Raw genomic sequence first — 24,715 nt, forward strand, 5'->3', positions numbered from 1 at the left:
AGCATGTTAACTCTCAACGGAACTCAAATCTCACTCAAGAACCTGCGCATTAGCGTTCGCCAACAACTCGCCGGACAAGATATGTCCGGCCAGTCCTCATCGACTGACCAAGCTGAAACAGGTAACAAAGGCAAAGTGTTGTCCGTCAGTGGCGTGATCCCATTCAATAAGAGTGAAACCCTAAGCAACCTTTTCACCATGGCTGGCGGGCAAGATAACAGTGCCCGCCAAATTTATCGCATCAGCAATAATACCGCCGCTGCGCTCAAAATCCGCCAGGTTAAATTCCAAGGCACTATCCGAGCCGATGAACAAGAGAGCAACCGACAATGGAACGTGGCTTTTGAGTTGGTCGAGCACTTATCCGTTCCTGAGCGTGTTGAACAGCGGCAGGAAGATAAACCAGCGACACAACAGCAGGTGCAAGGGGTGACTACTCCGGTAGAAACAGGCCAAAGTGAAGACGTTCCGCCGGATACCAGCGTCGAACTCACAGGCATCATGAAGTTTCTAAAATCACTAGACGAAATATTGTCATAGGGAGGAGTGATGGAACCAAGCCATAAGTTTGTTTGCAGAGCCTATCTTGGCAGCCAAAAGGTTAAAGCAAAGAACCATCGCATTCTCTTTGATGTGAATACACCTGGTCGCTGCTCGATTTCCGTTGAAGGTACTCCGAAGGTAAACACCATTATTGCCGTAGATATTGGATGGGGTGACAGCATATCGAGAGTATTTCTTGGTTACATCGAACGGGTGCAAGCATCAGAAAAAGGGTGGTCAGAACTGTTTTGTCGCGAACTGGCGGCATTGTTGTTTAAGCCACTCGATATTACGCTTCGTCATCCGACATTGATGCAATTGCTTAGCGATGTAACCAACAAAACCGGACTGCAGTTTGTGGTACCAGAAGCGGCCTACAGTAAAACTTCTATCCCTTGTTTTTACAGTGATGGTAATGGATATCGAGTGATGGACGAGCTGTCTCAAGCCTTCGGTATTGAAGACCTGTTTTGGCAGCAGCAGGGAAACGGCCAAATCTATGTGGGCACTTGGAAGGATTCTTACTGGGCAGATAAGCCGGTGACTATTCCTGATAGCTTAATGACGGGGCACACTACCGCCAAGTCAGTGAAAATCCCCGCAAGCCCTAAGCTAAGACCTGGTGCAATCGTCAATGGCCTACGCTTGGTGGGTGTCGATTTCCAAGGAACAGAGGTGAAGCTGACATGGACGTAAATGCAATTAAGCGGATCATCTTCCGACTGTTTCCTGAGCTGACTGGACGTTGGCATTTACCGCGTTGGGGTAAAGTGGTTGCGTTACCTGAGTTGCCAGAAGAGGGCGACATGTCTGATCGCTTTTACCCGCATTACGCGGTGGACGTTCAGCTGCTTGATGAAAGGGGCGTGGAGTTCAAAGACAAATCACCACTTCAGGCAGTACCACTACCAATACCTGGTGTAGGTGAATATGCAGGAAGACTTGAGCCGCCTGCAATCGGAAGCATTGTGGAAATAGGCTTTATGTTCGGCCAACCGGATAAACCGTTTATTCGTTGTGTGCTGCCATTGGGATTCAAATTACCAGCGATTAAGCAAGGTGAAAGCCGTTACCAACAGCGCCAAGGTGTTTACCAGTTGGTCGACGAAGAAGGTAACTTTGAAAGCAAGACCGACAAAGACAACATCACCGAATGTTTAAACCAACGCATCAAAGTGCTGGAAGATAAAATCGAAGAAATCACCAACAACAAAACCACTACTGCAAAGAAAATCATAGAAGTCGCTGACCTCATCACCATGAATGGCGGTAAAGGTGTTGTGCAAGGTGACTGCATTTGTGCCTACACGGGCAAACCTCACTCTGATTTGTCATCGACAGTTAAGGCAGGTAAATAACATGGCAATGAGTAAAACATCACTTAAACAGAAGTTGGAAACCGAACTCCAGGCACAAGGGTTCGTTCTTACAGGTGAATTCGCCATGGCAGGGAAAATGGCAGAAGCGATCGCCAATGCCGTGTATGACGAAATCACACAAAATGCCAAAGCAAACATATCGAGTGGCAGCTCTGCCGGAGAACATCCAATAATCTAGAAACCGATTCTAGCCATACCAGGCGCCCACCAAGGGCGCTTTTCTTTTGCCTCGAATATCAGCAGTAATTACGCGCCCGATGCGGCTAAACCACGAACAGGAGCATCCAGTGACGGAACGCGACCTATAGGTGACGGAATCCGCACTCCTCCTCCCCACCTGCGACGTTTTCGATCTGGTTTTTTCGCAATTTTGATTTAGTGAAAATCTACGGGGCCAGAAGAGGCGTAAAACACGCTCTAAAGCCTTTTGCTATAAGGGCTTCGAGTGATATTAAAAGCCGCTGGAAAGGGCTTATATTGCGCTTAATACAAATTCAACAATTGCGATTTTTTTCGATAAATTGCAGTAATAACGATCTGCAAAGATCTGATGTGATGCTGTAAGTTATTGATTATTAATGTTGCAGTGTGTTTTTTGTCAGTTTATTAAAGATCTGGTGTGCAAAATTAAAGATCTCTTTAGTTGGCAGCAAAAGCAGGTGGAATAAGGCTTTAGCGCCAATTTAACAACAAAACTGTTTTTTCAAATTTGTTCATAGGATGAAGATGGGAAAGTGAACGGAAAAAGAGAATAAAGCAATGACAGAAAACGTGATTTTGTCAGGTATCCATAAATTTACCGTGTGGGAATTCTAGGGCAAAAGGCAGGTTGAACTTAACTATTAGAACGCTTCTAGCTAGCTCTGTTTCAGTGAACAGTGCTTGGAAACAAAAGTGGCGACATCAAATTGCGTCGCCACTTCATCGCCATTCAAACCCTATTAAATATCTAAATGATTGATAAATAAAGGTTATATATTATGGTTCGTCTTACTTAGTGTAAGATTGAGCGATGTTGTCGATACGCTCATTAGCACGTGCAGCTTCTTCTTGAGCAGACATTGCTGCGTCTTTAGACATTTGAACGTCAGATTGAAGAGTTTGTACGTCTTGGCTTAGCATGCTAACTTGGTTGCTTAGTTCGTCTAGTTTAGCTGTAGTTGCGTCATCAGAAGAAGCACAACCTGCTAGTAGAAGTACTGAAGTTGCTGCAGCTGCGATCAACGTTTTGTTCATATAAGAACTCCTTGCTTATAGTGGAAGTCTCGCTCCATAGTTTTTGTTAGAGGCGAGGTTAAATGTGGATACATTGTATCAGTACATGATGTAGCAAAAGTCAAAAAAATCCAAGAATTTCATGGAGTACCTGACGTTAACTTTTACCTGAGCCTAACAAAAGGTCGTGTTTACCCTTTCATTGACTCCCACAACAGTCCTCATAGCAGACATTTTTGCCACGTGCCTGATATCAATAATTTAGACGATATTGACGCAAATGAAAGCTTCTCTCCACAAATAAACGCAATATGCATGGATAAGCCTTAATAATCCGCGTATTCGCCATGACAACCGTGTATTGATGAACATAAGTTTAGGGCATAGATTGAAGCTGTGCCCCCTGAACTTGTATGAGTCTCAAAAGTAACTCTATTTTTTCTTCAATAATTAGTTTGTGTGATCTCTATCTATACTCCTATGATTTGCGGTATTATAGCGGGCTTTTATTTTTTGCTACGTTAGAGCGGAACGACATTACAGAGCGCTCATATTGACTGATTTATTGGAGAATACTTTGCAATTTAAAGATCTAGGCCTAGACAACCGATTGTTGAAGAACCTAAAACACTACGATTTCAAAAAAGCGACTGAGATCCAACAGCAAGCAATTCCTGTTGCGATTGCAGGCAAGGATCTATTGGCATCTTCGAAAACGGGTTCGGGCAAGACTTTGGCGTTTGTATTGCCGATGCTTCACAAGTCACTTAAGACAAAATCGTTTTCTGCTAAAGATCCTCGAGCGGTCATCCTGGCGCCAACGCGCGAATTGGCCAAACAAGTTTATGGTGAACTGCGCTCGATGCTGGTTGGTTTATCATACGAAGCAACCTTGATTCTTGGCGGCGAAAACTTTAACGATCAAGTCAAAGCACTGCGTCGTTACCCTAAATTTATCGTGGCAACACCAGGGCGTTTAGCGGACCACCTGGAGCACCGCTCTCTATTTCTTGATGGACTAGAAACTCTGGTTCTGGATGAAGCGGACCGTATGTTGGATTTGGGCTTCGCACCTGAACTTCGTCGTATTCATAATGCCGCGAAACACCGCCGTCGTCAGACGTTGATGTTCTCGGCAACGCTAGACCATGCAGAAGTAAACAGCATTGCTTCTGAGATGCTTAATGCGCCAAAACGTATCTCGATCGGTGTTTCTAATGAAGAGCACAAAGATATCACGCAGAAATTCTACTTGTGTGATCACCTGGATCATAAAGAGGCGATTCTTGAACGCGTCCTGACTGAAGCTGAATACCGTCAGGTGATTATCTTCACGGCAACGCGTGATGACACTGAACGTTTGACCGCTAAGCTGAATGAGCAAAAGCTTAAGGCCGTTGCATTGAGTGGCAACTTAAATCAGACGCAACGTAATACCATTATGAGCCAGTTTGAGCGCGCGGTGTTTAAGATTCTTGTTACTACCGATGTCGCCTCTCGAGGTTTGGATATTGCAACCGTTACGCATGTCATTAACTTTGATATGCCGAAGCACACCGAAGAATATGTTCACCGTGTTGGCCGTACAGGGCGTGCGGGTAATAAAGGTGACGCAATTTCGCTTGTGGGTCCAAAAGACTGGGATAGCTTTAAACGTGTTGAGGCATACTTGCAACAAGACTTGTCGTTCTCAGAATTTGAAGACCTAAAAGGCAAGTTTAAAGGGCTTAAGCCACGCAAACCGGATATGCGTAACAAGAAGACGACGGCTAAAAAATCGCGTCCTGAGGCTAAGAAAGTTGCGAAGAAGCCGATTAAGCGCGACAAGACCTTCTACAAAAATGTCTCTGTTGGTGATGATGTATTCATCCCTAAAAAGAAACCTACAGAACCGAAGACAGAAGATTAATTTTTAGAATATTCCCCATTCTAGCCAAGAAAAAGCTCCGCAAAAATCGCGGAGCTTTTTTATATTTCTAAGTCAGAAAAGCCAGTCACTAAATCTGGAACTGTTTCAGTTCCTGTTGTTGATTTTCTGCTAGGCCAGACAGCTCTTGTGCCGCTGCCGCTGATTGAGTAATACCTGTGACGTTCTCACTGACCAGTTGATAGATATTTGACAAGTTATTGTTGATGTCTGTTGTCACTTGCTTCTGTTCTTCTGACGCGGTCGCCACGTGTGCGTTCATGGCATTCAAATCAGAAATAGACTTACTGATATTATTGAGTGAAAGGCTGACTTCTTCCGCAATTGCTTGGTTATCTCTTAACATTGCCAGGCTAGAGTGCATGCTTTCATTTGCTGTCCCTGATTGTTGCTGAAGGTCCTCAATGATCACCTGGATTTCTTTGGTTGACTCTTGAGTTCTGGCCGCGAGCATGCGCACTTCATCTGCCACGACAGCAAAGCCACGGCCACTTTCACCTGCTCGAGCTGCTTCTATTGCTGCGTTTAGTGCCAGCAAATTAGTTTGTTCAGAAATGCCTTCAATGACGTCAATAACACGTCCAATTTGCTCAGATTGTTCTTTTAATGACGTGACAACTACTGCGGCAGCATTAAGCTGGTCGGCCATTTTCGCGCTTGCTCGAGTACTCTCTTCGAACATGTTTAGGCTGTCTGTGGCGATCTGTCGAGCCTCTGTCGCAGCGCCGTCTGCCAATTGTGCATTATTGGAGACTTCTGCGGCTGCCGATTCCAATTGATTGATTGCAGAGGCAACCTGTTCGACTTCCTGTTTTTCCTGATCGGAATTGGCACTGCTCTGTGTCATGACCGTCGCAAGCTCGGTGGAGGCAGAGGCGACATCTTCGCTGATACGAACCAGTGATCCGACGGTGTTACGCAGCTGAATGATAGTCTGGTTCACATCATGAGAAAGTTGGGATACTTCGTTTTTTCCGACTTCTTCAGCGGTAACTAACAGGTTTCCCTTCGCAACTTCACGCATGGTGTTTTGTAAGTTACGAATTGGGGTCACAATATAGTTGGCTAAGATCCAGCTAATCAGGGATGCGGCTAACAGGATAATTGCGATAGATATGGCACTTTGAGTTAAGGTGTCAGAATGCACCTTTCCGTTGGCTTCGACGTCGCTGATTACGGTCTGATTCAGCTTTTCCGACAGGTTATCAATAGCGGTAATCATCTCCTCGCCCGCGACTCGGTAATGTTCCATCGCACTTTCTAACTTCTGATTGAAGTCAGCGGTAGCGTATTGATTTGCGTGCTTTTGGGCTAGTAATGGCGTCATCGTGACCCGCGTGAAATCCACATAATGGTTCATGGCTTCGCGCATGGCGGTAACTTCTGACTGAACGCCTGGTAGATCATTAATGGAATCTAAGAATTCACGGCTTTCTGTTTGTCGTTGCGATAACTCTTGATTTAAGGATTGGACATCCTCGGCTTGAAAAAGGCTGTAAATCGCTTTAATGCGCATTGCATAGGTATTGTCGACAATGGCGCTCAGCTCATCTTTATGAACGACAAGAGAGTGTGTGGACGTCGAAACCTTATTGAATGCGTGATCTAACTTATTTATTCCGACCGTGAGTCCTATAACAAGTAAAACGACAGTAAATAAAACAGGTAAAAATACCTGTAACTTAATAGATAGCGTGCTTAGAAATTGACGCATAGTTAACCTCAAACTGAATGAATTATTATGTGTTTTATTATTGGATTTGAATTTTAATCAATCTCTTTTTTAAATCAATAGGTTAGATTTATATCTCTATAGATTGACGTTATATAAATAGTTCAAGTTTGAAATGGCTATTCAAGTGATGAAGGTATTGAAGGTAAATCGTAAATATAAATTGAGAAGAAATGTAAGCATCAGATTAATCGGTCAATTTCCATACGGGGTGGGTAATGTGTCATAGAGGCTTCAACTAAGTGAAACACAACTGTCACATTCGAGTTCTAAAGTGAGCACCGTTCAAGTGAAACACAACGGCAATAAAGCCACTTTAAGGAAATTGTGATGAAAAAGACAGTAATCGGTGCAATCGCACTTCTAGGCGCAATGGCAGTGACTCCTGTTTCTGCTAAAGAAACTATCTCTGCAGTGGGTTCTAGCAGCGTAACTCCACTGATGGAAGTTTTCTCTGAAACATACATGAAGACGAACCCTGAAGTATTTATCGAAGTTCAGGGCCCTGGTTCTTCTGCTGGTGTTAAAGCAGCAAAAAATGGTTCGGCTGACCTAGGTATGTCTTCTCGTAACCTAAAAGACTCAGAAAAAGAACCAACGCTTATCGAAGAAGTTGTTGCTCGTGACGGTATCGCGGTTGTAGTTAACCCACAGAACAACCTAAAAGGTCTTACTGCGGAACAAGTAACTTCTATCTACAAGGGTGAAGTATCAAACTGGAAAGAAGTGGGCGGTGAAGATAAGCCAATCGTAGCTATCACTCGTGACACTGCTTCTGGTACTCGTGGTGCATTCGAAGACATCATGGCGCTTAAAATGAAAGTTTCTGGTAAGAAAGTTTCTGCTATCTCTCAACGTGCACAAGTTGCTAACGGTAACGGTGCTCTAAAAACTATGGTTGCTTCTAACCCATACGCAATCGGCTACATCTCACTAGGTACTGTAGACAACACAGTTCACGCGCTAGCAATCGACAGCGTAGATGCGACAGTGGCTAACGTTAAAAACGGTTCTTACAAAGTCGCTCGTCCTTTCCTTGTTCTTTACAAAGAAGGCAAGCCATCTGCTGAAACGCAAAAATTCCTAGATTGGATGCTAACTGAAGATGCTCAAAAGCTAGTTGACCAAAACGGTTACATCTCAGTTCACTAATCTTATCGTGACACTTAAGTTTGCTCAGCCCACTGTTTAGGGCTGAGCCTTTTCATCCATAGCGTTCGTTGGCTAACAACCAGAACCGTGAGATTTTTAAATGACCATCGCAACAAATAGTGAAAAGCTTATGAATACTGACGCTAAAGCTATCAGCAAGCCAGGCCTGCGCGAGAAACGCCGTGTAGACTGGAAAGAGCGTATCTTCCACGGCTTGTTCCTCACCAGTGCCGTTATCGGCATCGTATCATTGGCAGTAATTGCTTACTTTATTGTTCGAGAGAGTATTCCTGCATTTCAAGAAGTTGGGGTCTCGGGCATTGTTTTAGGTCAAAACTGGCTACCACCTGCACTTTACGGTGTTGCAACCATGATTGTTGCTTCCGTTGTTTCGACAGCTGGAGCGGTAATGGTCGGTGTTCCGGTTGGTGTTTTGACTGCAATCTTTATCGCTGAAATCGCACCAAAACGTTTGGCTGACATCATTCGCCCAGCGGTAGAACTACTGGCTGGTATTCCTTCGGTAGTTTATGGCTTCTTTGGCCTGGTTATCATCGTTCCTTTGATTCAAAATATCTTTAACGTGCCAGCAGGTAACACGATTCTTGCCGGTATCATCGTTCTTGGTGTGATGATTCTACCGACGGTTATTACGGTCTCTGAAACTTCTATCCGTGCTGTACCTCGCGCATACAAAGAAGGTTCACTGGCACTTGGCGCTTCAAAAATTTACACCATTTTCAAATTGCTTGTTCCTGCGGCTCGTTCAGGAATTATGACGGGTGTGATTCTTGGTATCGGTCGTGCTTTAGGTGAGACGATGGCAATCATCATGGTAATGGGTAACGCACCGGCAATGCCAGAAGGCATTCTGGACTCTGCACGTACACTAACCGCGAACATTGCGATTGAGATGTCTTACGCAAGTGGTGTTCACGCGAACGCACTTTACGCTACTGGTGTGGTACTGCTGGTCTTCATCATGTCGTTGAACGCTGTACTTCTTTACCTAAACCGAGAAAAAGCGAAGTAATCGCTCGTTAAAGGTGACTATTATGGATCGCGCAAAACTAAAACAAGCTCGCCAGTTCAAAGATAACGTCTTTAACGCTTTCGTTTGGATTTCGGCAGGATTAACGGTAGGTTTTTTGTTCTGGATTATCTGGTACATCCTATCAAACGGTCTGCAACACGTAGATTGGAAATTCATTACTGATAACTACACTCGTACAGGTGATGAACACGGTATCTTCCCGATGATCGTGTCAACCATCTATATGGTTATCGCATCTATCGCTGTGGCAGCGCCACTCGGTATCATGACGGCTATCTATCTGACTGAATACGCAAAAGTCGGTAGCCGTTTAGTGAAAGTAATTCGATTCTGTACTGAATCCCTGGCAGGTATCCCGTCGATCATCTTCGGTCTGTTCGGTATGACTTTCTTCGTGGCAATTCTTGGTCTTGGTTTCTCGATTCTATCGGGTGCACTGACACTAAGTATTCTGATTCTGCCAGTTATCATCCGTACCACGGAAGAAGCATTAATGGCAGTACCACAAACATACCGTGAAGGCTCGTACGGCCTTGGCGCTTCTAAAATTTACACTATCTGGCGTTTGATTCTTCCGAGCGCAATGCCAGGTATCTTAACCTCGGTCATTCTTAGTATTGGTCGTGTCATTGGTGAGTCTGCTCCAGTATTCCTGACAGCAGGTATGGTGGCTCGTATTCCTGATTCTCTATTCGATTCGGGCCGTACGTTAACCGTTCACCTATACAAACTGACTACCGAACTGTTTACCGTTGAAGAATGGAATCAGGCATACGGTACGGCAACAGTGCTTATCGTGGTTGTGCTTTTGATCAACATGGTAACTAAACTGATTGCAAGACGTTTTAACACCGCAACTTACTAACTAAACCAATTAAGAACGCACGTTAAAAGACACGAATTTAAGATTTAAGAGATTAAGAACATGAACAAGTTTGATATTGAAAACCTAGACCTATTTTACGGCGAAAACCAAGCACTGAAATCTATTCACCTGCCTATTCCTGTTCGCCAGGTAACGGCGCTTATCGGCCCATCAGGCTGTGGTAAGTCTACATTGCTACGTTGTTTGAACCGCATGAACGATCTTATCGAAGGCGTTAAGATCACCGGTAAACTGGCAATGGATGGAGAAGACATTTACGGCAACATTGATGTCGCAGATCTTCGTATCAAAGTCGGTATGGTATTCCAAAAACCGAACCCATTCCCAATGAGCATTTACGAGAACGTGGCTTACGGTTTGCGTGCTCAAGGGGTGAAAGACAAAAAGCACATTGATGAAGTGGTTGAGCGTTCACTGCGTGGCGCAGCGCTTTGGGACGAAGTGAAAGACCGTCTTAAGTCGCATGCATTTGGACTTTCTGGTGGTCAGCAACAGCGTCTGTGTATCGCACGTACGATTGCAATGGAACCGGATGTAATCCTAATGGATGAGCCAACCTCGGCACTGGACCCAATTGCAACGCACAAAATTGAAGAACTGATGGAAGAGCTGAAGAAGGACTACACCATCGTTATCGTAACTCACTCAATGCAACAGGCGCGTCGTATCTCTGACCGCACTGCATTCTTCCTGATGGGTGAGCTGGTTGAGCATAACGAAACACAGGTGATCTTCAGCAATCCACAAGATGACCGAACTCAAGGTTACGTAAACGGTGACTTTGGTTAATTAACAAAATTTATTGGCATAAATACATAACTATAAGCGATGGTAACTTTGCCCCTCTTTATGAGGGGCTTTTTTTTACAGTTTCTCAAGCTGAGGGGTAGAGCGCGTGCTTTTCGCCTTTGCTAACTTGTCGATATTAGCTAACAGGGAATCTGAGTTCCAAGGCTGCTGTTGAGCGCTGAAACGAGCCTGATTCATCACTTCAAGATCGTGTTTTACTGCCTCCACTGCCTCTGAATTCAGTGATTCTCGGTTGGTTTGCAGGTATTCGCTAACGACTCTTTCAATTCTGGCAGGATCACCTTGTTGGATGGTCTCTTTGAGTCCATGAATATTAAGTGGAAACTCTACTTCTGCCTCATGTTCTTTATTGGCAGTAGGGCGCTTTCTCCACAGCACCAATGTGAAAATTGATGTCACTATCCATAAGCTGGCGAAAACAAACGTCATCATTCTCCAACTCTCATTGACACCACCTTGCGCGGATGGGTTTGTGGTTGGCGCTGACGTTTGAGGTGGTGATGCTTCTGGTAGTGTAATTAAGCCTATATCGCTTTCCTCTACATCCAGTTCGATTGCATCAAGGGTTGCCGTTTTAGCGATATCCTGGCTACTATTCCACCAGTTCAGGGTATAGCCGGGTAGGGAATAACTGCCCGCTTCCGTTGGGATGATCACTTGTTTAACAGTCATCACAAGCGTGCCATCTTGCGTTGTTTCAAATTTTGCTTGCTCGGGGTATACACGCAATGAATTTGGATAATCCATTTGCAGTCGAGGTAAGAACTCCGCCTGAGTTCCGCGTGCTTTGATTTGAATGGTACGGGTAATAGAAGAACCTTGTTTTACCTGATTCAAACGGTTTGGCGATAACGTGTTACCTTGGTCGTCTTGCCAGCTTTGCGTCATCTCTAAAGCCGAGGCTGGTAACCAGTTACCCTGAAACTCCGCCGGAATGGCTTTCACCGTAATCGGCATTTCCTCAACTTTGGTTTGGATTGGCATTACTTTGGTTGAGCCAGTCAGACTGTCACCGTAAATGTACGAACCTGTCAGCTGCGGACCATTTAACGTGTAAGTGCCCGCAGTATCCGCAGTCAAACGAAATGATTGCTCTACAACCGTCACTTCAAGGCCACCCATGACTTGTTGACCTTGTTGCATTTCTCCAATGGGTTCGAGTTTCATCCCGTCAATGCGAGGAGGAATGATCTTAGGGTTATCCAAGCGACGAGTATCCGCTTTGATAATGAGCCGCATACGTAAGTTCGCCGATTGCTGCGGGTATAAAGTATGGTTGTCGACGCTCATTGAGAAGCTAAACAGGTCATCGAGATCAGGCTCCGTTTGACTTGCCGTTACTCGCAATTTAATTGGCTCAGTACGCATCCCATCCACACTAAAGCTGGGAATGGTTAATATTCCTTCCTTCATCGGCGCAATAGAGATAGTCCATTCGGTACGTAAATATTTACGGCCATTAATATTATTGCTGGAACGGCCGTAGCGCGGTTGCCCTAAGAAAAAGTCTTTCTCTAAAACACTGAAATCGATCGCATCGGAACTTAACTCCGTGTCCGCCATGATCCTAAGGCTGATCACTTCGTTCTTCACAGCCTGAGTTTTGTTGACACTCGCTTCAAGACTTTGAGCCATTACCGAAACACTCGATAACAGGCTGGTCAAAAGAATAAAGACCAGCTTTACGCCTTTGTTCATCACTGGCTTACCACTCCTTTTGAGTTTGTTGTGGGCGTTGTTTTTGTTGTGCTTGCAACTGCATTTGTGCACGAATCAGATAGCTAGGATCTCGCGCGCTTTCTACTGCCTCCAGACGGCGGAATTCAGGATCATCCTGATGCGACTTTTCTGGCTGCGCCTGTACATTCATCGGCTGAGCTTCTTGCTCCGACGTATTGTCATCTTTCTGTTGATTGCGTTTTGACTTAGCTTGTTGGTTTTCCTTTTTATTTTCAACATCTTGCTGATTTTGTGACTGTTGCCCTTGCTCCTGATCCTTATCGTTTTGAGACTGTTGCTGCTGTTGCTGCTGTTGCTGCTGTTGCTGCTGTTGCTGCTGTTGCTGCTGTTGCTGCTGTTGCTGCTGTTGCTGCTGTTGCTGCTGTTGCTGCTGTTGCTGCTGTTGCTTCAATTTCTCCTCTACTACCGAGAGGTTTTTCTTCGCTGAGTCGAAATCGGGTTTTTCTTTGAGCAATTCTTTGTATAGGTCCGCAGCTTCTTCGAGCTGACCATTTTGCGCCAGAGCATTCGCGAGGTTATAACGCCCTTCAAATGATGGATTGTCAGAAAACGCTTTGATTGCCATTTCATAATCTCCGCTTTGGTAACTCGCTGCACCTTTCCAATTTGGATCGGTAAACACGCTTTTGGCTTTTTCAAATTCGCCTTTTTGATAGAGCTCGGCACCTTGCTGGTTTTCATTTAAAAATGGGTTTGCTTCAACCTTAGCAGTCCAGGTCAATGGCGTAAGTCCGGCGATAAATAGCCAAATGACACCGCGACGGAAAAGCAAAGCAGCAGGAAGTAACAGCAACGGCAATAACCAAAAACCATTGTTCATTCTCGAGCCAGTTTGCACTTCGTCGTTTTGTTTCGCTGAAAAGTTATTACCGGAATTATTGGTAAAAGACGCGAGGGTTTCCACATCTCGATTGTTATATTGAATCGGGGCAAACAGGCCACCCGTTTCATTGGCAAGCTTCTGTAGGTTTTTTAAATGGGTTTTCGCGATCACCGTTGCTCCTTGGTTATTTTTTAGCTGGGAGCCATTCGGTAGGGTAATAGGCGCACCATTTGCCGTACCTATTGCCAGGACAGATACCCGGAAGTTTTTGCCTTTCAATAGACTCAGTGAGTTGGCCAGTTCAGCATCGTCAAGGTCGTCCGCCAATACAATTATGTCACCTTGATTGGTGCCGGCTTGCGAGAACTGGTTTAACGCCAATTCTATTGCGGAAGGGAGATTCGCTCCCTGAAAAGGCATCAAGTCAGGGGACAAGTTCTCAATAATGCCGGCTAACGTATTCGAGTCGGTTGTGAGTGGGCTCAAGCTGTAAGCATCACCTGCGTAAGCGATAAGGCCCGTAGAACCTTCTTTCCAGTTCGGCAGTAAATCTAGAGCCTTGTAGCGTGTTTGTGCCAACCGATTTGGTTTGATATCTGTCGCGTACATGGAGCGTGACATATCGAGCAGCAAAATACGGTTTTGACTCAACTTAAAGCTCGGACGTTCGTTTGATTGCCAACTTGGCCCTGCCAGAGCAATGCAAGCTAATGCCCATGAGATTCCCCAAAGGATAAAGGTGTGCTTTGATTGCACTGAATGCCCCAACACTTTAGCTAAGTGAGGAGCAATAAGCGCCGATCTTTTGCCCGTGAGTTTTCTATTCAGAGTGAGCGCGATGGGGATCGCGATCAGACCAATAAGCCAAAGCGGGTGGAGGAAAATAAACTCAGCCATGTTTTCTCCTTAGAAAGAATAACAACACGGATAAACCCAATGCAGTACTCAACGGGTAGCGGAACCATTCAGATTGAGGACGCCACGTTTGGGTGTCGCTGGAGACAGGTTCTAATTGGTTAATGGTTTCGTAGATGCTCTCAAGCTGCTCGGCATCTCTTGCGCGGAAGTATTGACCGCCCGTTACTTCGGCAATTTGGGTCAGGGTCTTTTCATCAAGATCCGCGGCAGTGTCCACTTTACGCGTCATGAAAAATTCTTTGACCATCATTTCTCCCGCGCCCACACCAACGGTATAAATTGTGGCGTTGTATTTCTTTGCGATTTCCGCGGCTTCTAGCGGATCTAAAACCCCAGCGGTATTTCCGCCATCGCTCAGTAAAATCATCACGCGTTGCGGCGCATCACTATCGACAAACGTTTTAGTCCCTAAACCAATACCATCGCCCATTGCGGTTCTATTCCCAACCAAGCCAATAACCGTTTGGTTGATTTGTTGTATGACTGCTTGTCGATCTGCGGTAAGGGGTGTTTGTAAATAGGCATGATCACCAAACAATACAACACCTAAGCGATCGCCTTTACGCTTCGCGACGAAATCAGATAAGACTTTTTTTACAGCGGTAAGCCGGTCGGTAAACTCACCGTCCAAATTCATGTCTTCTTTTTGCATAGAACCTGAAAGGTCAACCACCAACATTAAGTCTCGGTATTTCGGTTGAAACTCTATTGGATCGCCAAACCAAACTGGTCGTGCACAGGCGATGATTAGTAACGTCCATATTGCAATGGACAAGATTTTTTGCAGCTTTTGCTTCGGCTTGTTGCTGTGTGTATTGTCTGGTAAATAAGCCAGTTTAATCTCTGCTTGCTGGCTTTCTTGTGGCAGCAGCTTGTAAACAAGCAAGGGTAGGGGCAGTAAAATCAGTGCCCACCACCAGACAAATTCAAGATTCAACCATTGGCTTAGGCCGGTTGCTAAGGTTTGCTCAGTCACGGGTGTTGGCCTTTTTCTTCGGTGGCAAAGCGTGGCTGACCCAGAAAACACAGTCTTCAATTAAATCCTGGTGTTCTCCCTGAGAGGGTTTCTGATACAAGGCGGCCTGCCACTGTTGTTGTTTATCTGTGAATCGATTTTCTTCAGTATGACTATCAAGAAATTCATACCAAGCTGCGCCAGTGAGCGGTGCAATATCTTCGCGAGGAAAGTAACTCAATGCTGCCTGACGTAAGACCTCAAAAGCAGAAGAAGGGGTATGAGGCGTGACTGAGTTTGTCAGAAGCTTCAGTGCTGCTCGTTTAGCGAGCAGACGTTTAGTACGCCATTTGATATAGATATATACACCCAAAATAGTTAGGACAATACCTGCAATAAGTGCCCACCATCCCCAAGCAAGTGGAAACCAATCTGGAGCATTAGGTAAAATTAAAGGGTCTAGGTTTAAGCTTTGGTTATTTGTTGTCATTGTTATTACTGCTATGAGAAGAAGGCTGCTAGCTTAGTTGCTGCGTTAATGGAGAGCCACTAGAGAGGCTGTTAAATGGAATCGCCATCGAATGGCATAGTTGTTTGATGGACTCCTGATGAGCGGTAAAGTGCGATTCGAGCTCACTTCTCTCTCCTTTGGAACCAAAGTTGAACCACTGACTACGACGACCATCAGACGCTTTAACCTGACCTCGGAAGTCCGTTTCTCCCTTTTCTAATGGATCAAAAAACTGAATGGCTCTCACCGAATTGTGTTGTTTCAGCCGACGTAACTGGGTCAATTCTTTTTCGGCTGTTTGTGAAAAGTCACTGAGCAGAATCAGCTCACTGCCTTTTGGGGTTAACGTATGCAGTGTTTCGAATACTTGTGAATAAGGCATAGAACGGGGTCCATTTTCTTCTATGAGCGACAGCTGTTCATTATGTATGTCGAGAATGGCATGAAGGATACGCAAGCCCTGTTTTTGTAGGGAAGACGGACGAAACTCCAGGCATTGATGCCCGTCGTCAATAACGGCCCCAATGCGGTCTTTCTTCGCCAGCGTTAGCCAGATTAATACACTGGCAAAATGCGCCAATTGTACCGATTTCAGTACGTATTTTGAGCCAAAGTAAAGGCTTGAGCTCAAGTCGATGTATAAAATCACCGCTTGTTCTTTGTCTTCGGCGAACAATTTAGTGTGCGCTTTGCCTGTGCGTGCGGTGACGCGCCAATCAATACTGCGAATATCATCTCCGGCCTGATATTGACGTACTTCCATAAAGTCCATACCACGACCTTTCTGCCGACTGGTATGGTTACCGCTCATCTGTGACCAAATGCTTTGCGCTGGTGGTAACCATCGGATCGATTGGGTCCGATGATGCAGCAGTTCTTCTAAGGTTAATGTTACCCCATTCGCATGGGGTGGTAATGGTTGTGTTGCGGACATATTACTCACCTGTTTTACGCACTGCCAACAAGGTTAAGTAGCTTATCAATGACTTGGTTTGCACTGATGCCTTCTGCTTGTGCATGGTAGCTCAGCAGTAAACGATGACGCAGAACGGGGTATGCCATGGACTGTACGTCTTCTGGTGAAACAAAATCACGCCCTTTGAGCCAAGCATGAGCTCGAGCACATCGGTCTAAAGCAATCGTCGCTCGGGGACTGACCCCCATCGCTAACCATTTATCCAGTTCACTGTCATATTCGCGGGCTTGACGTGTCGCCATAACCAGGCGGACGATGTATTGCTCGATCGTCTCTGCCATATGGATATCCAGCACCTCTTTGCGTGCGGTGAAGATATCTTGCTGACTGATACTTGGGCGCTCAATCGCCGCTTCGCCTTTTGCTTCCCCTCGGTTGATACGTAAGATTGCCAGTTCATGTTCCGCATCTGGGTAGTTCACTTCTAAGTGGAGCAAAAATCGGTCTAGTTGTGCTTCTGGAAGCGGGTAAGTTCCCTCTTGTTCGATCGGGTTTTGAGTCGCCATGACTAAGAATAGTTCAGGCAACGCATAGGTGTGGCGTCCGGCGGTGACTTGTTTCTCGGCCATGGCTTCAAGCATGGCGGCCTGAACTTTTGCGGGCGCACGGTTAATCTCGTCGGCCAGAATGAGTGAGTTGAATATAGGACCAGACTGAAACGTAAATTCTCCAGTTTCTGGTCGGAAGATATCCGTGCCGGTTAAATCGGCAGGCAACAAATCTGGGGTGAACTGAATACGGTGGAAATCACCTTCAACACAGTCTGATAGCGATTTAACGGCTCGGGTTTTTGCGAGCCCTGGAGGTCCTTCAACTAAAATGTGTCCGTCAGCAAGAAGGGCTATCAACAATTGTTTGACCAAGTCCTGCTGGCCAATGATTTGAGATTCGAGGTATCGTTGAAGCGTTTCGAAGTTAGATTTATGCATGTTGTGGACTCTCGATATCCATTTGAGTTGATTATCAGTATTGGTCATTTATTTGGTAGAAAAAGTTCCCGGCGAGAACTTAAAAACTATCTTTTCAATATTGGGTCATTGACAAGTATTACAAGCCTTTACGGCAGGAGTTACGAGTTGAGTGAGTGCTCGCAAGAGATGCTTGGTAGCGTGAAGCGGTAGACTTGGATAGAATAGAGTGAGTTAAAAGTTCAATGGTTATATTTAGGTAAGTACTATGAATGATTTCGAACAAGAGCTAGAGCAAATTTCTCAAGAGGTCTCTCAGGAAGAAGAAGTGAAGCTACCTTCGCTGGAAGAGCAGAAGGCAATTGCAGCAGAACTGAAAAAGTTAGAAGCAGAAGGCAAATTGACGCCAGAGATTCTGGAGCAGTATTTCGGTAAGTTTAACCAAAAGAACGCCGTGCCAATTCACTAAATTCACGAGTAAAAGGGAGTATGTACTCCCTTTTTAATACTTTTAGCCTTTTCTACTACTAAAATTATTTCTATATCAATGTTTTAGGCGGCTCGTATTAGTCATTTTCATACTTGACATTGTTGGCGCTCTAACCAACTCTATTATTCATTTCAATCTATTTGGTTAGGGGAATGTTTACGGTATGGAGTATCACACTAAAGGGGATATCCTTTTAATTACGGAGGGGAGTTTACAGTCTTCGTTATTGAAGGATGTTCTAGAAACGAAACTCGGTAGAAGCGTTGTTTTGATAACGCCAGAAAACCTGACCAGCCGATCGATTCAAGATCAGCTCATTTCAGCCATTATTTTAGACTTCAGTATTCTGACTGACGATATGCGTTCGCAGTATCGAAACTTCAAAGAGCCAGAGCTTAAGGGCGTGAGAGAAATCCTGATCAACTGTGATGGAGACATTCCTATCGAAGACCTTTTCATTTGGAACACCTTAGCGGGTATTTTTTATACCTCAGATGATATCCAAACACTACAAGTGGGCATTGATAAGGTCTTACATGGTGATATGTGGTTTAGTCGTAAATTTTCGCAGCAATACATCACTCACCTTCGTCAGAACAGTAAGCCTGTCAATACCCATTCCCCGACAATCTTAACCAGAAGAGAGCGGCAAATCATCACGTTCCTGTCAATGGGAGCGTCGAATCAAGAAATCGCTGAGCAATTGTTTGTTAGCGAGAATACCGTGAAGACTCACTTACACAATATTTTTAAAAAAATTGAAGTCAAGAATAGAGTTCAGGCGCTCATTTGGGCAAAGGAAAATATCTCAGAATATTCGGTGCCTGTCTAAATCAATAAACTATTAACGCCCTAATTTAGCGAGGGCTTATATTATACGGATTTAAATAATGAGAAAGTGTTTCTATTATGAGAAACACTATTTTTGTTTGAATTTTTAATTATTTTGGAATTTAAAACAAAAGAAAATAACCGTAATCTATGTTTCTTAATACTTAGGTAGGAATTAGTAGCCAATGACTAACTACTAATTCATGAACATTAAGTCAATGAAAGTATGAGAAACATTATGGAACTGCATATGGAAAAGCCTGAAGTCCTAATGATTACGCAGCAAAGCCTACAGAGTGAAAACTTTAAGGAAATGCTCTCTAAAAGCACCGACACAAAAATAACGATCTTAGATTCTAGAAACCCGAGTTATCATGAATGCATTCCAAATCGTTATTTCTTACTGGTCGACTTTTCAGTTGATATGAATTCTGAAACTTTAGTTTACTTAAAGAGTAGTAATAAAGTGCTAGGAACAATAATGCTCAACCAGGGCTACGAACTCACTATTGAAGAATTAGCGGCTTGGCCGAACGTAAAAGGAATCTTTGGTCCAAAAGATTCGTTGGATAGAGTGTGTCAAGGACTTGTCGCCATTATGAACGGTGACAACTGGTTGCCGCGTAGGCTTCTTGAGCAGATGGTGAGCTACTACAAAGAAAAAGAAGTGGTCTATGCCGTTGAACCTGCCGTCGAAGTGGAACTTACCAGACGTGAGATACAAGTTTTGAAAATGTTAAAAGATGGTGGCTCAAACATGGAGATCGCTGATTCATTATTTATCAGTGAACATACCATTAAATCTCACTTATATAATATTTTCAGAAAGTTAGAGGTAAAAAATAGAACACAAGCCACAAGTTGGGCGAAACGGAATCTTTAATATTAGAGAAATAAAACTTAATCTACATGAGTATAGACTCATACTTTATAAAGTACTTCATCTGGTATTTTAGTATATTAGTATTAGCTTTTAATATCATTCCTTATTCAAACTCTTACTCACTCTCTTGCCGACTAGACTTCTGGTGTCAGTAAGTAATTCAATCAGGCATTAAACAATAGATATAAGTATGCGACGTGATCAATTGTTTAGCTAAGGCAAAGGGAGTGGAAAGATGAATGTTTATTATGGTACACAAGAAGCAGATGAAGTATCCGATTTTGATGGCACTTATGATGCGTTTATAGGATTCGATGGCGACGACTTTATTGTTGGCGGCGGCGGTAATGACTTAATAGTCGGTGGTGCTGGTGATGATCGGCTAATCGGTGGTGCGGGCAACGATGTTATTAGAGCAGGTACCGGAGATGACTATCTGGGCGGTGGCTTTGGGGACGATATCCTCCTCGGCCTTCAGGGTAATAATACGTTAAATGGTAGTATCGGTAATGACGTGTTAGTAGCTGGCTCTGGTGACAACTTCATGGTTGGTGGTGAAGGTAGTGACTTGTTTATATTTACCGATAAGTTTGACGGACACGGAGAGGCAAAAATTGCCGACTTTAGTCTCGGTGAAGATATGATTCGTATCAATAGCTCTACAGTGACTGACTTCGCTGACTTGACGTTTAGCTACGATGCGGCAGGTAATGCTGTCTTTACCGATGGCGCTGACTTAACCGTTAAGCTCATTGGTGTTACTGAGACAGACATCACTACTTATGGCGCAGATTTATTTGTTATCTAAGCATTAAGTAAGCAGTAAACTCAGGCGTTAGGCGAATTCGTCTAGCGCCTGCGTTTTCGATTAAACGGAAGTTATCGTGCAGAAAACGGTTTTCAAACAAGTGCGACAAAAACTGTTTGCACTTATCGGGTTGCTGATTGGTTTTAGCCTCTTCATCAACTTACTCATTCTTTCTATACCCTTGTATATGTTGCAAGTGTATAACCGCGTCCTCTCGTCATACTCAACAGACACACTCGCTTTGCTTACCGTCATTGTGGTAGCGGCGCTTTTCACTATGTCGATTATTGATATCGCGCGAGCTCAGATGAGTAAATCGTTTGGATACTGGATGGATACGAAACTTTCCGTATTTATGCTTAAGCGCAGTATCCAATATCAGTCTCACACGGGTACGAGTTTTACTTCTCAAGTGCTGAGAGATATTCAAAACATTAAAGGCTTTTTAAGTAGCCAAGCACCTTATCCTTTGCTGGATGCGCCATGGACTCCGCTTTTCATCTTGTTTGTCTATCTTTTACACCCTTTGCTAGGTCATATTGCTCTGGTGGGATCGATAGTGCTGCTGGGATTGGGGATTCTGAACGAGGCGTTAGCCAGAAAAACAATACAAGAAAGCGAAGTCAAATCTCTTTCTCAAATCAACGAAGCGGAACAGGCGACACAAAATTCTAACTCAATTCTTGCGATGGGAATGATGAATGCGTTTTTAGAAAAATGGCAATCACGTATGACTCAGGTGAACTCATTGGAAGAGAAGGTCGCAGGGAAAACGATTTATATCAGCAATTTGTCCAAGTTTGTACGTAGTACGTTGCAGGTTGCACTGCTTGGTGGTGGTGCTTGGCTGGTGATCCAACATGAAATTACCGCTGGTGCCATGATCGCCAGTTCGATTCTTATGAGCCGGGCATTGTCACCAATGGAACAAGCTATTGGCACTTGGCGAGGTGCGATGTCTGCCAGAAACTCCTACCAACGGTTAAAGGATATTGACGGCATCATAAAGTCTGACGAGTCGGATATGCCGTTGCCTAAACCGCAAGGTAACTATGAGCTCATCGGGTTAACATACAGGCACTTTGGTGCAACAGAACCGGTACTCTCGTCGGTTTCATTGTCTATTCCCGCGGGGGTGTCTGTGGGGTTGATTGGTCCCTCAGGAACGGGTAAGTCAACATTAGCGCGGTTAATGCTCGGAAACATCAAACCTTCAGCGGGTAAAGTTACGTTAGATGGTATGGAGGTCTCTACTTGGGCTGCTGAAGATCGCGGTGCTCATTTCGGATACCTGGCGCAAGAGGTCGAGCTATTCCCAGGGACCATCAGGGAGAATATCGCACGTTTTAAAGATGAAGACCCTGCCAAAGTGATTCGCGCTGCACAACTCGCCGGATGCCATGAGTTGATACTCAAAAAGAACAAAGGCTATGACTTTGTTATCGGAGAGCGTGGACGCGGTTTATCTGGAGGAGAGCGTCAGAGAATTGCGCTTGCTCGGGCAATATATGGTGAACCTTCCATCGTCGTATTTGATGAAGCTAATGCGAACCTTGATGGTGAAGGTGAGGCCGCGTTTCAACGACTGATTGCACATTTAAAACAGCAAGGAACGAGCATTATTGTGATTGCTCATAATGCGAGCACCCTGAGACAAATGGATCGGTTGATTTATTTGTCGGATGGAAGAGTTAAGTTGTACGGCGATCGTGACGAAGTACTGAAACGCTTAATGGGTAAAGATAAAACGGATATACCGAGGGTGTCCAATGAGCAAACAACTGCCAACAGTCAATGAAGCATCCACGGATAGAGTGTACCGCTTCACTCCTCAAATCCAGCTTAGTTTCAGGAAACCTATTCTGCTTGCTCTTGTCGCCACTTGCATTTTTATGGGTGGGGTAGGTTATTGGGCAGCCACGGTAAAATTAGAAAGTGCTGCCATCGCGTACGGGGATTTTTCGGTCCTGAGTAACCGACAGGAAATCCAGCATTTAGAGGGCGGTATTATTGAAAAGTTGTTTGTTCAAGAGGGTGATCTGGTGCAAAAGGGTCAGCCGCTGATTCAATTGTCCAAACATCAGGCAATGGCGAGATTAGACTCCTTAAGCGGACAGTATATTCATACGTTAGCTAAGGAGAATCGTTTGAGTACTGAGTTAGATGAACTGCCATCGATTATATGGTCGGACGATCTGAATCAACTCCCTCGCGTTGAAATTGTACGAGAAGCACAGCTAGTGCAAAGCAAAATATTTGAAGCCAGACAGCGTTACTTCCAAAGCCAGCTAGGCATTATTGAACAAAGTATATCGGGTGCAAATTTAGAACTGCAAAATCTTCAGCAGACCAAATTGATCGAAAGAGAAAGACTCAACTTTATAGAAGAAGAGATCACGAGTAACCAAGCTTTAGTAAAAAAAGGTTTCTCGGGTAAATCTACTTTACTTCAGCTCAAGCGTCTTGCCGCCGAAGTGAGAAGTACGCTTAGCCAACTGGATCGACAGTCTCTTACGGTGAATAAAAGGCTGGAAGAAAATCAATCGAAGGTAGAAGAGCTAAAGCTGCAAAGGCTGAACGAAGTGGTTGAAGAGCTGAGAAACACCCAAAAAGAAATCGTGAGCATACGTGAAGAGTACCGCTCAGCACAGGATGTGGTAACCAGAACGTCGATAAACGCTCCGATATCTGGTCGGGTGGTTAATTTGCAGGTATTTACTGAAAGAGGCGTGATTGGTTCAGGTGAAACACTGTTGGAACTGGTGCCTCAGGACGATCAGTTGCTGGTTGAAGCAAGAGTGAACCCTCAGGATATTGATTTAGTTAATCCCGGTCAGCAAGCTCATATTAGAGTCACCGCATTAAACGCGCAAAATTTAGCACCGTTGGATGGCACGGTTCTCACAATCTCAGCTGATAAGCTCACACAGCAAGATCGAGAAGATTTCTATCTAGCGAGAATCGCGGTTTCTCAGGATGATGTCGCGAAATACCACTTAACGTCGGGGATGAACGCGGAAGTCCTTATTCTATCAGAGCCACGAACCCCGCTAAGTTATCTAATCAAACCCATCAAAGATAGTATGAATCGAGCGTTACGCGAAGATTAGCTCCCCTAAAAGACGTTTTTACTTTAATACACAAAGGATTCGGTCTGTCTGTACCGAATTCTATGTGTTTCTAACTCATTTAGAGAAACTCAAACGGACAAGTTGGAGCTTTTTTTGCTATTGTTCCCTGCTCTAAAAAGATGAATCAATAGTTCAGTAGCAGGAAGTTGATAATGGAAAAAGTGCAGTTGGTCTTCGGCTTTTTACTCACTCATAAAATGCTGTTTACCACGTTAATCCTTATTGCTGCGTGGTTAACGCGTCGGTCTATTCTCGCCATGATTCGTGGAGAACACACGCTTCTTTCCGAAAAGCAGCGTAGTTGGATGTCGAGAACGAAAAATGGCACGTTTACGCTCACCCTTGTTATTCTTTTTGTTCTTTGGCAGTCCGAGATCAGTGAATTTGCATTAAGTGTGACGGCAATTGCGGTTGCGATAGTGGTGGCTTCAAAAGAAATTATTCTTTGCTTTACCGGCTCAATTCAGCGCGCCAGTTCACGTTCTTTTCGAGTGGGAGACTGGATTGAAGTAGGCCAATTATGTGGTGAAGTGATTGACCACAATATGATGGCGACGGTGATTCAAGAAATCGATCTTCACCGTGGTCAATACCACTACACAGGCAAAACGGCCACTTTACCAAACAGCATGTTTTTCACTTATCCGGTGAAGAACCTGAATTTTATGAAGCGCTATGTTTATCATAATTTCTCGATCGTGGTGAGGGACTTCGTTAATTTGTACCCGCTATTGACACCTTTAAGCGATAAAATTGAGGAACATTGCAGTTACTTCAGTGACGTTGCTCATCGTTATAACGCAATGATTGAAAAGCATGCAGGTGTCGACCTACCTGGCGCTGAGCCGCATCTTCATATTTCCAGTAATGAGACGGGTGAACAGGTTGTCCATGTGATGATCTTTTGCCCAACCGATAAAGCGAATCACCTGGAACATCTTATCCGTCAGGATTTTATGAACCTTTATGAGCAACGTTTTCCGCTAGACATCAAATAACCCATTTAGTTAACGATTAGAGAAAGAAAACCCGCTACTTTGAGA

Annotated in this window: 24 protein-coding genes; 16 read left to right on the forward strand and 8 right to left on the reverse strand. The window is 44.5% G+C overall.

Annotated features, from left to right (window positions below; all coding sequences use genetic code 11):
• The first annotated feature begins 3 nt into the window (after positions 1–3).
• From RXX31_RS12525 to RXX31_RS12540, 4 genes are read left to right on the forward strand one after another with little or no spacing between them, the layout of a single operon-like run.
• Positions 4–540, forward strand: coding sequence for a hypothetical protein (locus RXX31_RS12525; protein WP_045607489.1), 537 nt, complete (start codon positions 4–6; stop codon positions 538–540).
• A gap of 9 nt (positions 541–549) precedes the next feature.
• Positions 550–1,239: a hypothetical protein gene (locus tag RXX31_RS12530; protein ID WP_317589752.1), complete on the forward strand. Its 690-nt coding sequence runs from the start codon at positions 550–552 to the stop codon at positions 1,237–1,239.
• Positions 1,230–1,901, forward strand: coding sequence for a hypothetical protein (locus tag RXX31_RS12535; RefSeq protein WP_317589753.1), 672 nt, complete (start codon positions 1,230–1,232; stop codon positions 1,899–1,901). The genes RXX31_RS12530 and RXX31_RS12535 overlap by 10 nt, the downstream gene beginning before the upstream one ends.
• Position 1,902: 1 nt before the next feature.
• Positions 1,903–2,100, forward strand: coding sequence for a hypothetical protein (locus RXX31_RS12540; RefSeq protein WP_317589754.1), 198 nt, complete (start codon positions 1,903–1,905; stop codon positions 2,098–2,100).
• Positions 2,101–2,912: 812 nt separating this feature from the next.
• Here RXX31_RS12540 and RXX31_RS12545 read toward each other — a convergent pair.
• Positions 2,913–3,158, reverse strand: coding sequence for an Lpp/OprI family alanine-zipper lipoprotein (locus tag RXX31_RS12545; RefSeq protein WP_014234915.1), 246 nt, complete (start codon positions 3,156–3,158; stop codon positions 2,913–2,915).
• 544 nt (positions 3,159–3,702) lie between these two features.
• Here RXX31_RS12545 and RXX31_RS12550 point away from each other — a divergent pair.
• Positions 3,703–5,046 (forward strand): DEAD/DEAH box helicase, encoded by a 1,344-nt coding sequence (locus RXX31_RS12550; RefSeq protein ID WP_317589821.1) that lies wholly within the window; start codon positions 3,703–3,705, stop codon positions 5,044–5,046.
• An 88-nt stretch (positions 5,047–5,134) separates the two neighbouring features.
• On the opposite strand, the gene RXX31_RS12555 is transcribed toward RXX31_RS12550, so the two are convergent.
• Positions 5,135–6,778 (reverse strand): methyl-accepting chemotaxis protein, encoded by a 1,644-nt coding sequence (locus RXX31_RS12555; protein ID WP_317589756.1) that lies wholly within the window; start codon positions 6,776–6,778, stop codon positions 5,135–5,137.
• A gap of 348 nt (positions 6,779–7,126) precedes the next feature.
• Here RXX31_RS12555 and RXX31_RS12560 point away from each other — a divergent pair, with 348 nt between their 5' ends.
• The 4 genes from RXX31_RS12560 to pstB all read left to right on the forward strand — a co-directional run bounded on the left by RXX31_RS12560 (position 7,127) and on the right by pstB (position 10,677).
• Positions 7,127–7,948 carry a phosphate ABC transporter substrate-binding protein gene (locus tag RXX31_RS12560; RefSeq protein WP_317589757.1) on the forward strand — a complete coding sequence of 274 codons (822 nt, stop codon included), beginning with the start codon at positions 7,127–7,129 and terminating at the stop codon, positions 7,946–7,948.
• A gap of 100 nt (positions 7,949–8,048) precedes the next feature.
• On the forward strand, positions 8,049–8,981 hold the full coding sequence (pstC, locus tag RXX31_RS12565; RefSeq protein ID WP_317589759.1) for a phosphate ABC transporter permease subunit PstC: 933 nt from the start codon (positions 8,049–8,051) through the stop codon (positions 8,979–8,981).
• Between the two features lie 22 nt (positions 8,982–9,003).
• Entirely contained in the window at positions 9,004–9,867 is an 864-nt protein-coding gene (gene pstA, locus RXX31_RS12570) for a phosphate ABC transporter permease PstA (RefSeq protein ID WP_317589760.1), read from the forward strand.
• A 60-nt stretch (positions 9,868–9,927) separates the two neighbouring features.
• The gene (gene pstB, locus RXX31_RS12575) at positions 9,928–10,677 is read left to right on the forward strand and encodes a phosphate ABC transporter ATP-binding protein PstB (RefSeq protein ID WP_264908464.1); all 750 of its coding nucleotides are present in this window, start codon (positions 9,928–9,930) and stop codon (positions 10,675–10,677) included.
• Positions 10,678–10,752: 75 nt separating this feature from the next.
• Here the strand turns inward: pstB and RXX31_RS12580 are convergent, their stop codons facing one another.
• The 6 genes from RXX31_RS12580 to RXX31_RS12605 are packed head-to-tail and all read right to left on the reverse strand — an operon-like array spanning position 10,753 to position 17,550.
• Entirely contained in the window at positions 10,753–12,396 is a 1,644-nt protein-coding gene (locus RXX31_RS12580; RefSeq protein ID WP_317589762.1) for a BatD family protein, read from the reverse strand.
• Positions 12,397–12,403: 7 nt separating this feature from the next.
• Entirely contained in the window at positions 12,404–14,158 is a 1,755-nt protein-coding gene (locus RXX31_RS12585) for a VWA domain-containing protein (RefSeq protein ID WP_317589764.1), read from the reverse strand.
• Entirely contained in the window at positions 14,151–15,155 is a 1,005-nt protein-coding gene (locus RXX31_RS12590; protein WP_317589766.1) for a VWA domain-containing protein, read from the reverse strand. Before RXX31_RS12590 ends, RXX31_RS12585 begins: the two co-directional genes overlap by 8 nt.
• Positions 15,148–15,624, reverse strand: coding sequence for a DUF4381 domain-containing protein (locus tag RXX31_RS12595; protein WP_317589767.1), 477 nt, complete (start codon positions 15,622–15,624; stop codon positions 15,148–15,150). Before RXX31_RS12595 ends, RXX31_RS12590 begins: the two co-directional genes overlap by 8 nt.
• 28 nt (positions 15,625–15,652) lie before the next feature.
• Complete coding sequence (locus RXX31_RS12600) at positions 15,653–16,579, reverse strand: DUF58 domain-containing protein (RefSeq protein WP_317589768.1); 927 nt, start codon at positions 16,577–16,579, stop codon at positions 15,653–15,655.
• A 14-nt stretch (positions 16,580–16,593) separates the two neighbouring features.
• Complete coding sequence (locus tag RXX31_RS12605; protein WP_317589769.1) at positions 16,594–17,550, reverse strand: MoxR family ATPase; 957 nt, start codon at positions 17,548–17,550, stop codon at positions 16,594–16,596.
• A 247-nt stretch (positions 17,551–17,797) separates the two neighbouring features.
• Between RXX31_RS12605 and RXX31_RS12610 the strand changes: the two genes are divergently transcribed.
• From RXX31_RS12610 to RXX31_RS12640, 7 genes are all read left to right on the forward strand, one after another.
• Positions 17,798–17,998 carry a restriction endonuclease subunit S gene (locus RXX31_RS12610; RefSeq protein WP_264908477.1) on the forward strand — a complete coding sequence of 67 codons (201 nt, stop codon included), beginning with the start codon at positions 17,798–17,800 and terminating at the stop codon, positions 17,996–17,998.
• A 184-nt stretch (positions 17,999–18,182) separates the two neighbouring features.
• Complete coding sequence (locus RXX31_RS12615; RefSeq protein WP_317589770.1) at positions 18,183–18,851, forward strand: LuxR C-terminal-related transcriptional regulator; 669 nt, start codon at positions 18,183–18,185, stop codon at positions 18,849–18,851.
• 225 nt (positions 18,852–19,076) lie between these two features.
• On the forward strand, positions 19,077–19,733 hold the full coding sequence (locus tag RXX31_RS12620) for a LuxR C-terminal-related transcriptional regulator (protein WP_317589771.1): 657 nt from the start codon (positions 19,077–19,079) through the stop codon (positions 19,731–19,733).
• A gap of 235 nt (positions 19,734–19,968) precedes the next feature.
• Complete coding sequence (locus RXX31_RS12625; RefSeq protein WP_317589772.1) at positions 19,969–20,541, forward strand: calcium-binding protein; 573 nt, start codon at positions 19,969–19,971, stop codon at positions 20,539–20,541.
• 76 nt (positions 20,542–20,617) lie between these two features.
• Positions 20,618–22,339 (forward strand): type I secretion system permease/ATPase, encoded by a 1,722-nt coding sequence (locus RXX31_RS12630; RefSeq protein ID WP_317589773.1) that lies wholly within the window; start codon positions 20,618–20,620, stop codon positions 22,337–22,339.
• Complete coding sequence (locus tag RXX31_RS12635) at positions 22,311–23,651, forward strand: HlyD family type I secretion periplasmic adaptor subunit (protein ID WP_317589774.1); 1,341 nt, start codon at positions 22,311–22,313, stop codon at positions 23,649–23,651. The genes RXX31_RS12630 and RXX31_RS12635 overlap by 29 nt, the downstream gene beginning before the upstream one ends.
• A 173-nt stretch (positions 23,652–23,824) precedes the next feature.
• A complete protein-coding gene (locus RXX31_RS12640; RefSeq protein ID WP_317589776.1) occupies positions 23,825–24,670 on the forward strand; it encodes a mechanosensitive ion channel family protein in 846 nt (281 codons plus the stop codon).
• The last annotated feature ends 45 nt before the right edge of the window (positions 24,671–24,715 follow it).

It is taken from the genome of Vibrio sp. EA2 (genome assembly GCF_033042495.1).
Classification (GTDB): Bacteria; Pseudomonadota; Gammaproteobacteria; order Enterobacterales; family Vibrionaceae; genus Vibrio.

Coding starts and splice junctions, on each gene's coding strand:
- RXX31_RS12555 (WP_317589756.1), bottom strand. CDS start 6,778: ATGCGTCAATTTCTAAGCACGCTATCTATTAAGTTACAGGTATTTTTA.
- RXX31_RS12560 (WP_317589757.1), top strand. CDS start 7,127: ATGAAAAAGACAGTAATCGGTGCAATCGCACTTCTAGGCGCAATGGCA.
- RXX31_RS12605 (WP_317589769.1), bottom strand. CDS start 17,550: ATGCATAAATCTAACTTCGAAACGCTTCAACGATACCTCGAATCTCAA.
- pstA (WP_317589760.1), top strand. CDS start 9,004: ATGGATCGCGCAAAACTAAAACAAGCTCGCCAGTTCAAAGATAACGTC.
- RXX31_RS12600 (WP_317589768.1), bottom strand. CDS start 16,579: ATGTCCGCAACACAACCATTACCACCCCATGCGAATGGGGTAACATTA.
- RXX31_RS12530 (WP_317589752.1), top strand. CDS start 550: ATGGAACCAAGCCATAAGTTTGTTTGCAGAGCCTATCTTGGCAGCCAA.
- RXX31_RS12615 (WP_317589770.1), top strand. CDS start 18,183: ATGGAGTATCACACTAAAGGGGATATCCTTTTAATTACGGAGGGGAGT.
- RXX31_RS12580 (WP_317589762.1), bottom strand. CDS start 12,396: ATGAACAAAGGCGTAAAGCTGGTCTTTATTCTTTTGACCAGCCTGTTA.
- RXX31_RS12525 (WP_045607489.1), top strand. CDS start 4: ATGTTAACTCTCAACGGAACTCAAATCTCACTCAAGAACCTGCGCATT.
- RXX31_RS12635 (WP_317589774.1), top strand. CDS start 22,311: ATGAGCAAACAACTGCCAACAGTCAATGAAGCATCCACGGATAGAGTG.
- RXX31_RS12545 (WP_014234915.1), bottom strand. CDS start 3,158: ATGAACAAAACGTTGATCGCAGCTGCAGCAACTTCAGTACTTCTACTA.
- RXX31_RS12610 (WP_264908477.1), top strand. CDS start 17,798: ATGAATGATTTCGAACAAGAGCTAGAGCAAATTTCTCAAGAGGTCTCT.
- pstC (WP_317589759.1), top strand. CDS start 8,049: ATGACCATCGCAACAAATAGTGAAAAGCTTATGAATACTGACGCTAAA.
- RXX31_RS12620 (WP_317589771.1), top strand. CDS start 19,077: ATGAGAAACATTATGGAACTGCATATGGAAAAGCCTGAAGTCCTAATG.
- pstB (WP_264908464.1), top strand. CDS start 9,928: ATGAACAAGTTTGATATTGAAAACCTAGACCTATTTTACGGCGAAAAC.
- RXX31_RS12640 (WP_317589776.1), top strand. CDS start 23,825: ATGGAAAAAGTGCAGTTGGTCTTCGGCTTTTTACTCACTCATAAAATG.
- RXX31_RS12595 (WP_317589767.1), bottom strand. CDS start 15,624: ATGACAACAAATAACCAAAGCTTAAACCTAGACCCTTTAATTTTACCT.
- RXX31_RS12585 (WP_317589764.1), bottom strand. CDS start 14,158: ATGGCTGAGTTTATTTTCCTCCACCCGCTTTGGCTTATTGGTCTGATC.
- RXX31_RS12625 (WP_317589772.1), top strand. CDS start 19,969: ATGAATGTTTATTATGGTACACAAGAAGCAGATGAAGTATCCGATTTT.
- RXX31_RS12540 (WP_317589754.1), top strand. CDS start 1,903: ATGGCAATGAGTAAAACATCACTTAAACAGAAGTTGGAAACCGAACTC.
- RXX31_RS12535 (WP_317589753.1), top strand. CDS start 1,230: ATGGACGTAAATGCAATTAAGCGGATCATCTTCCGACTGTTTCCTGAG.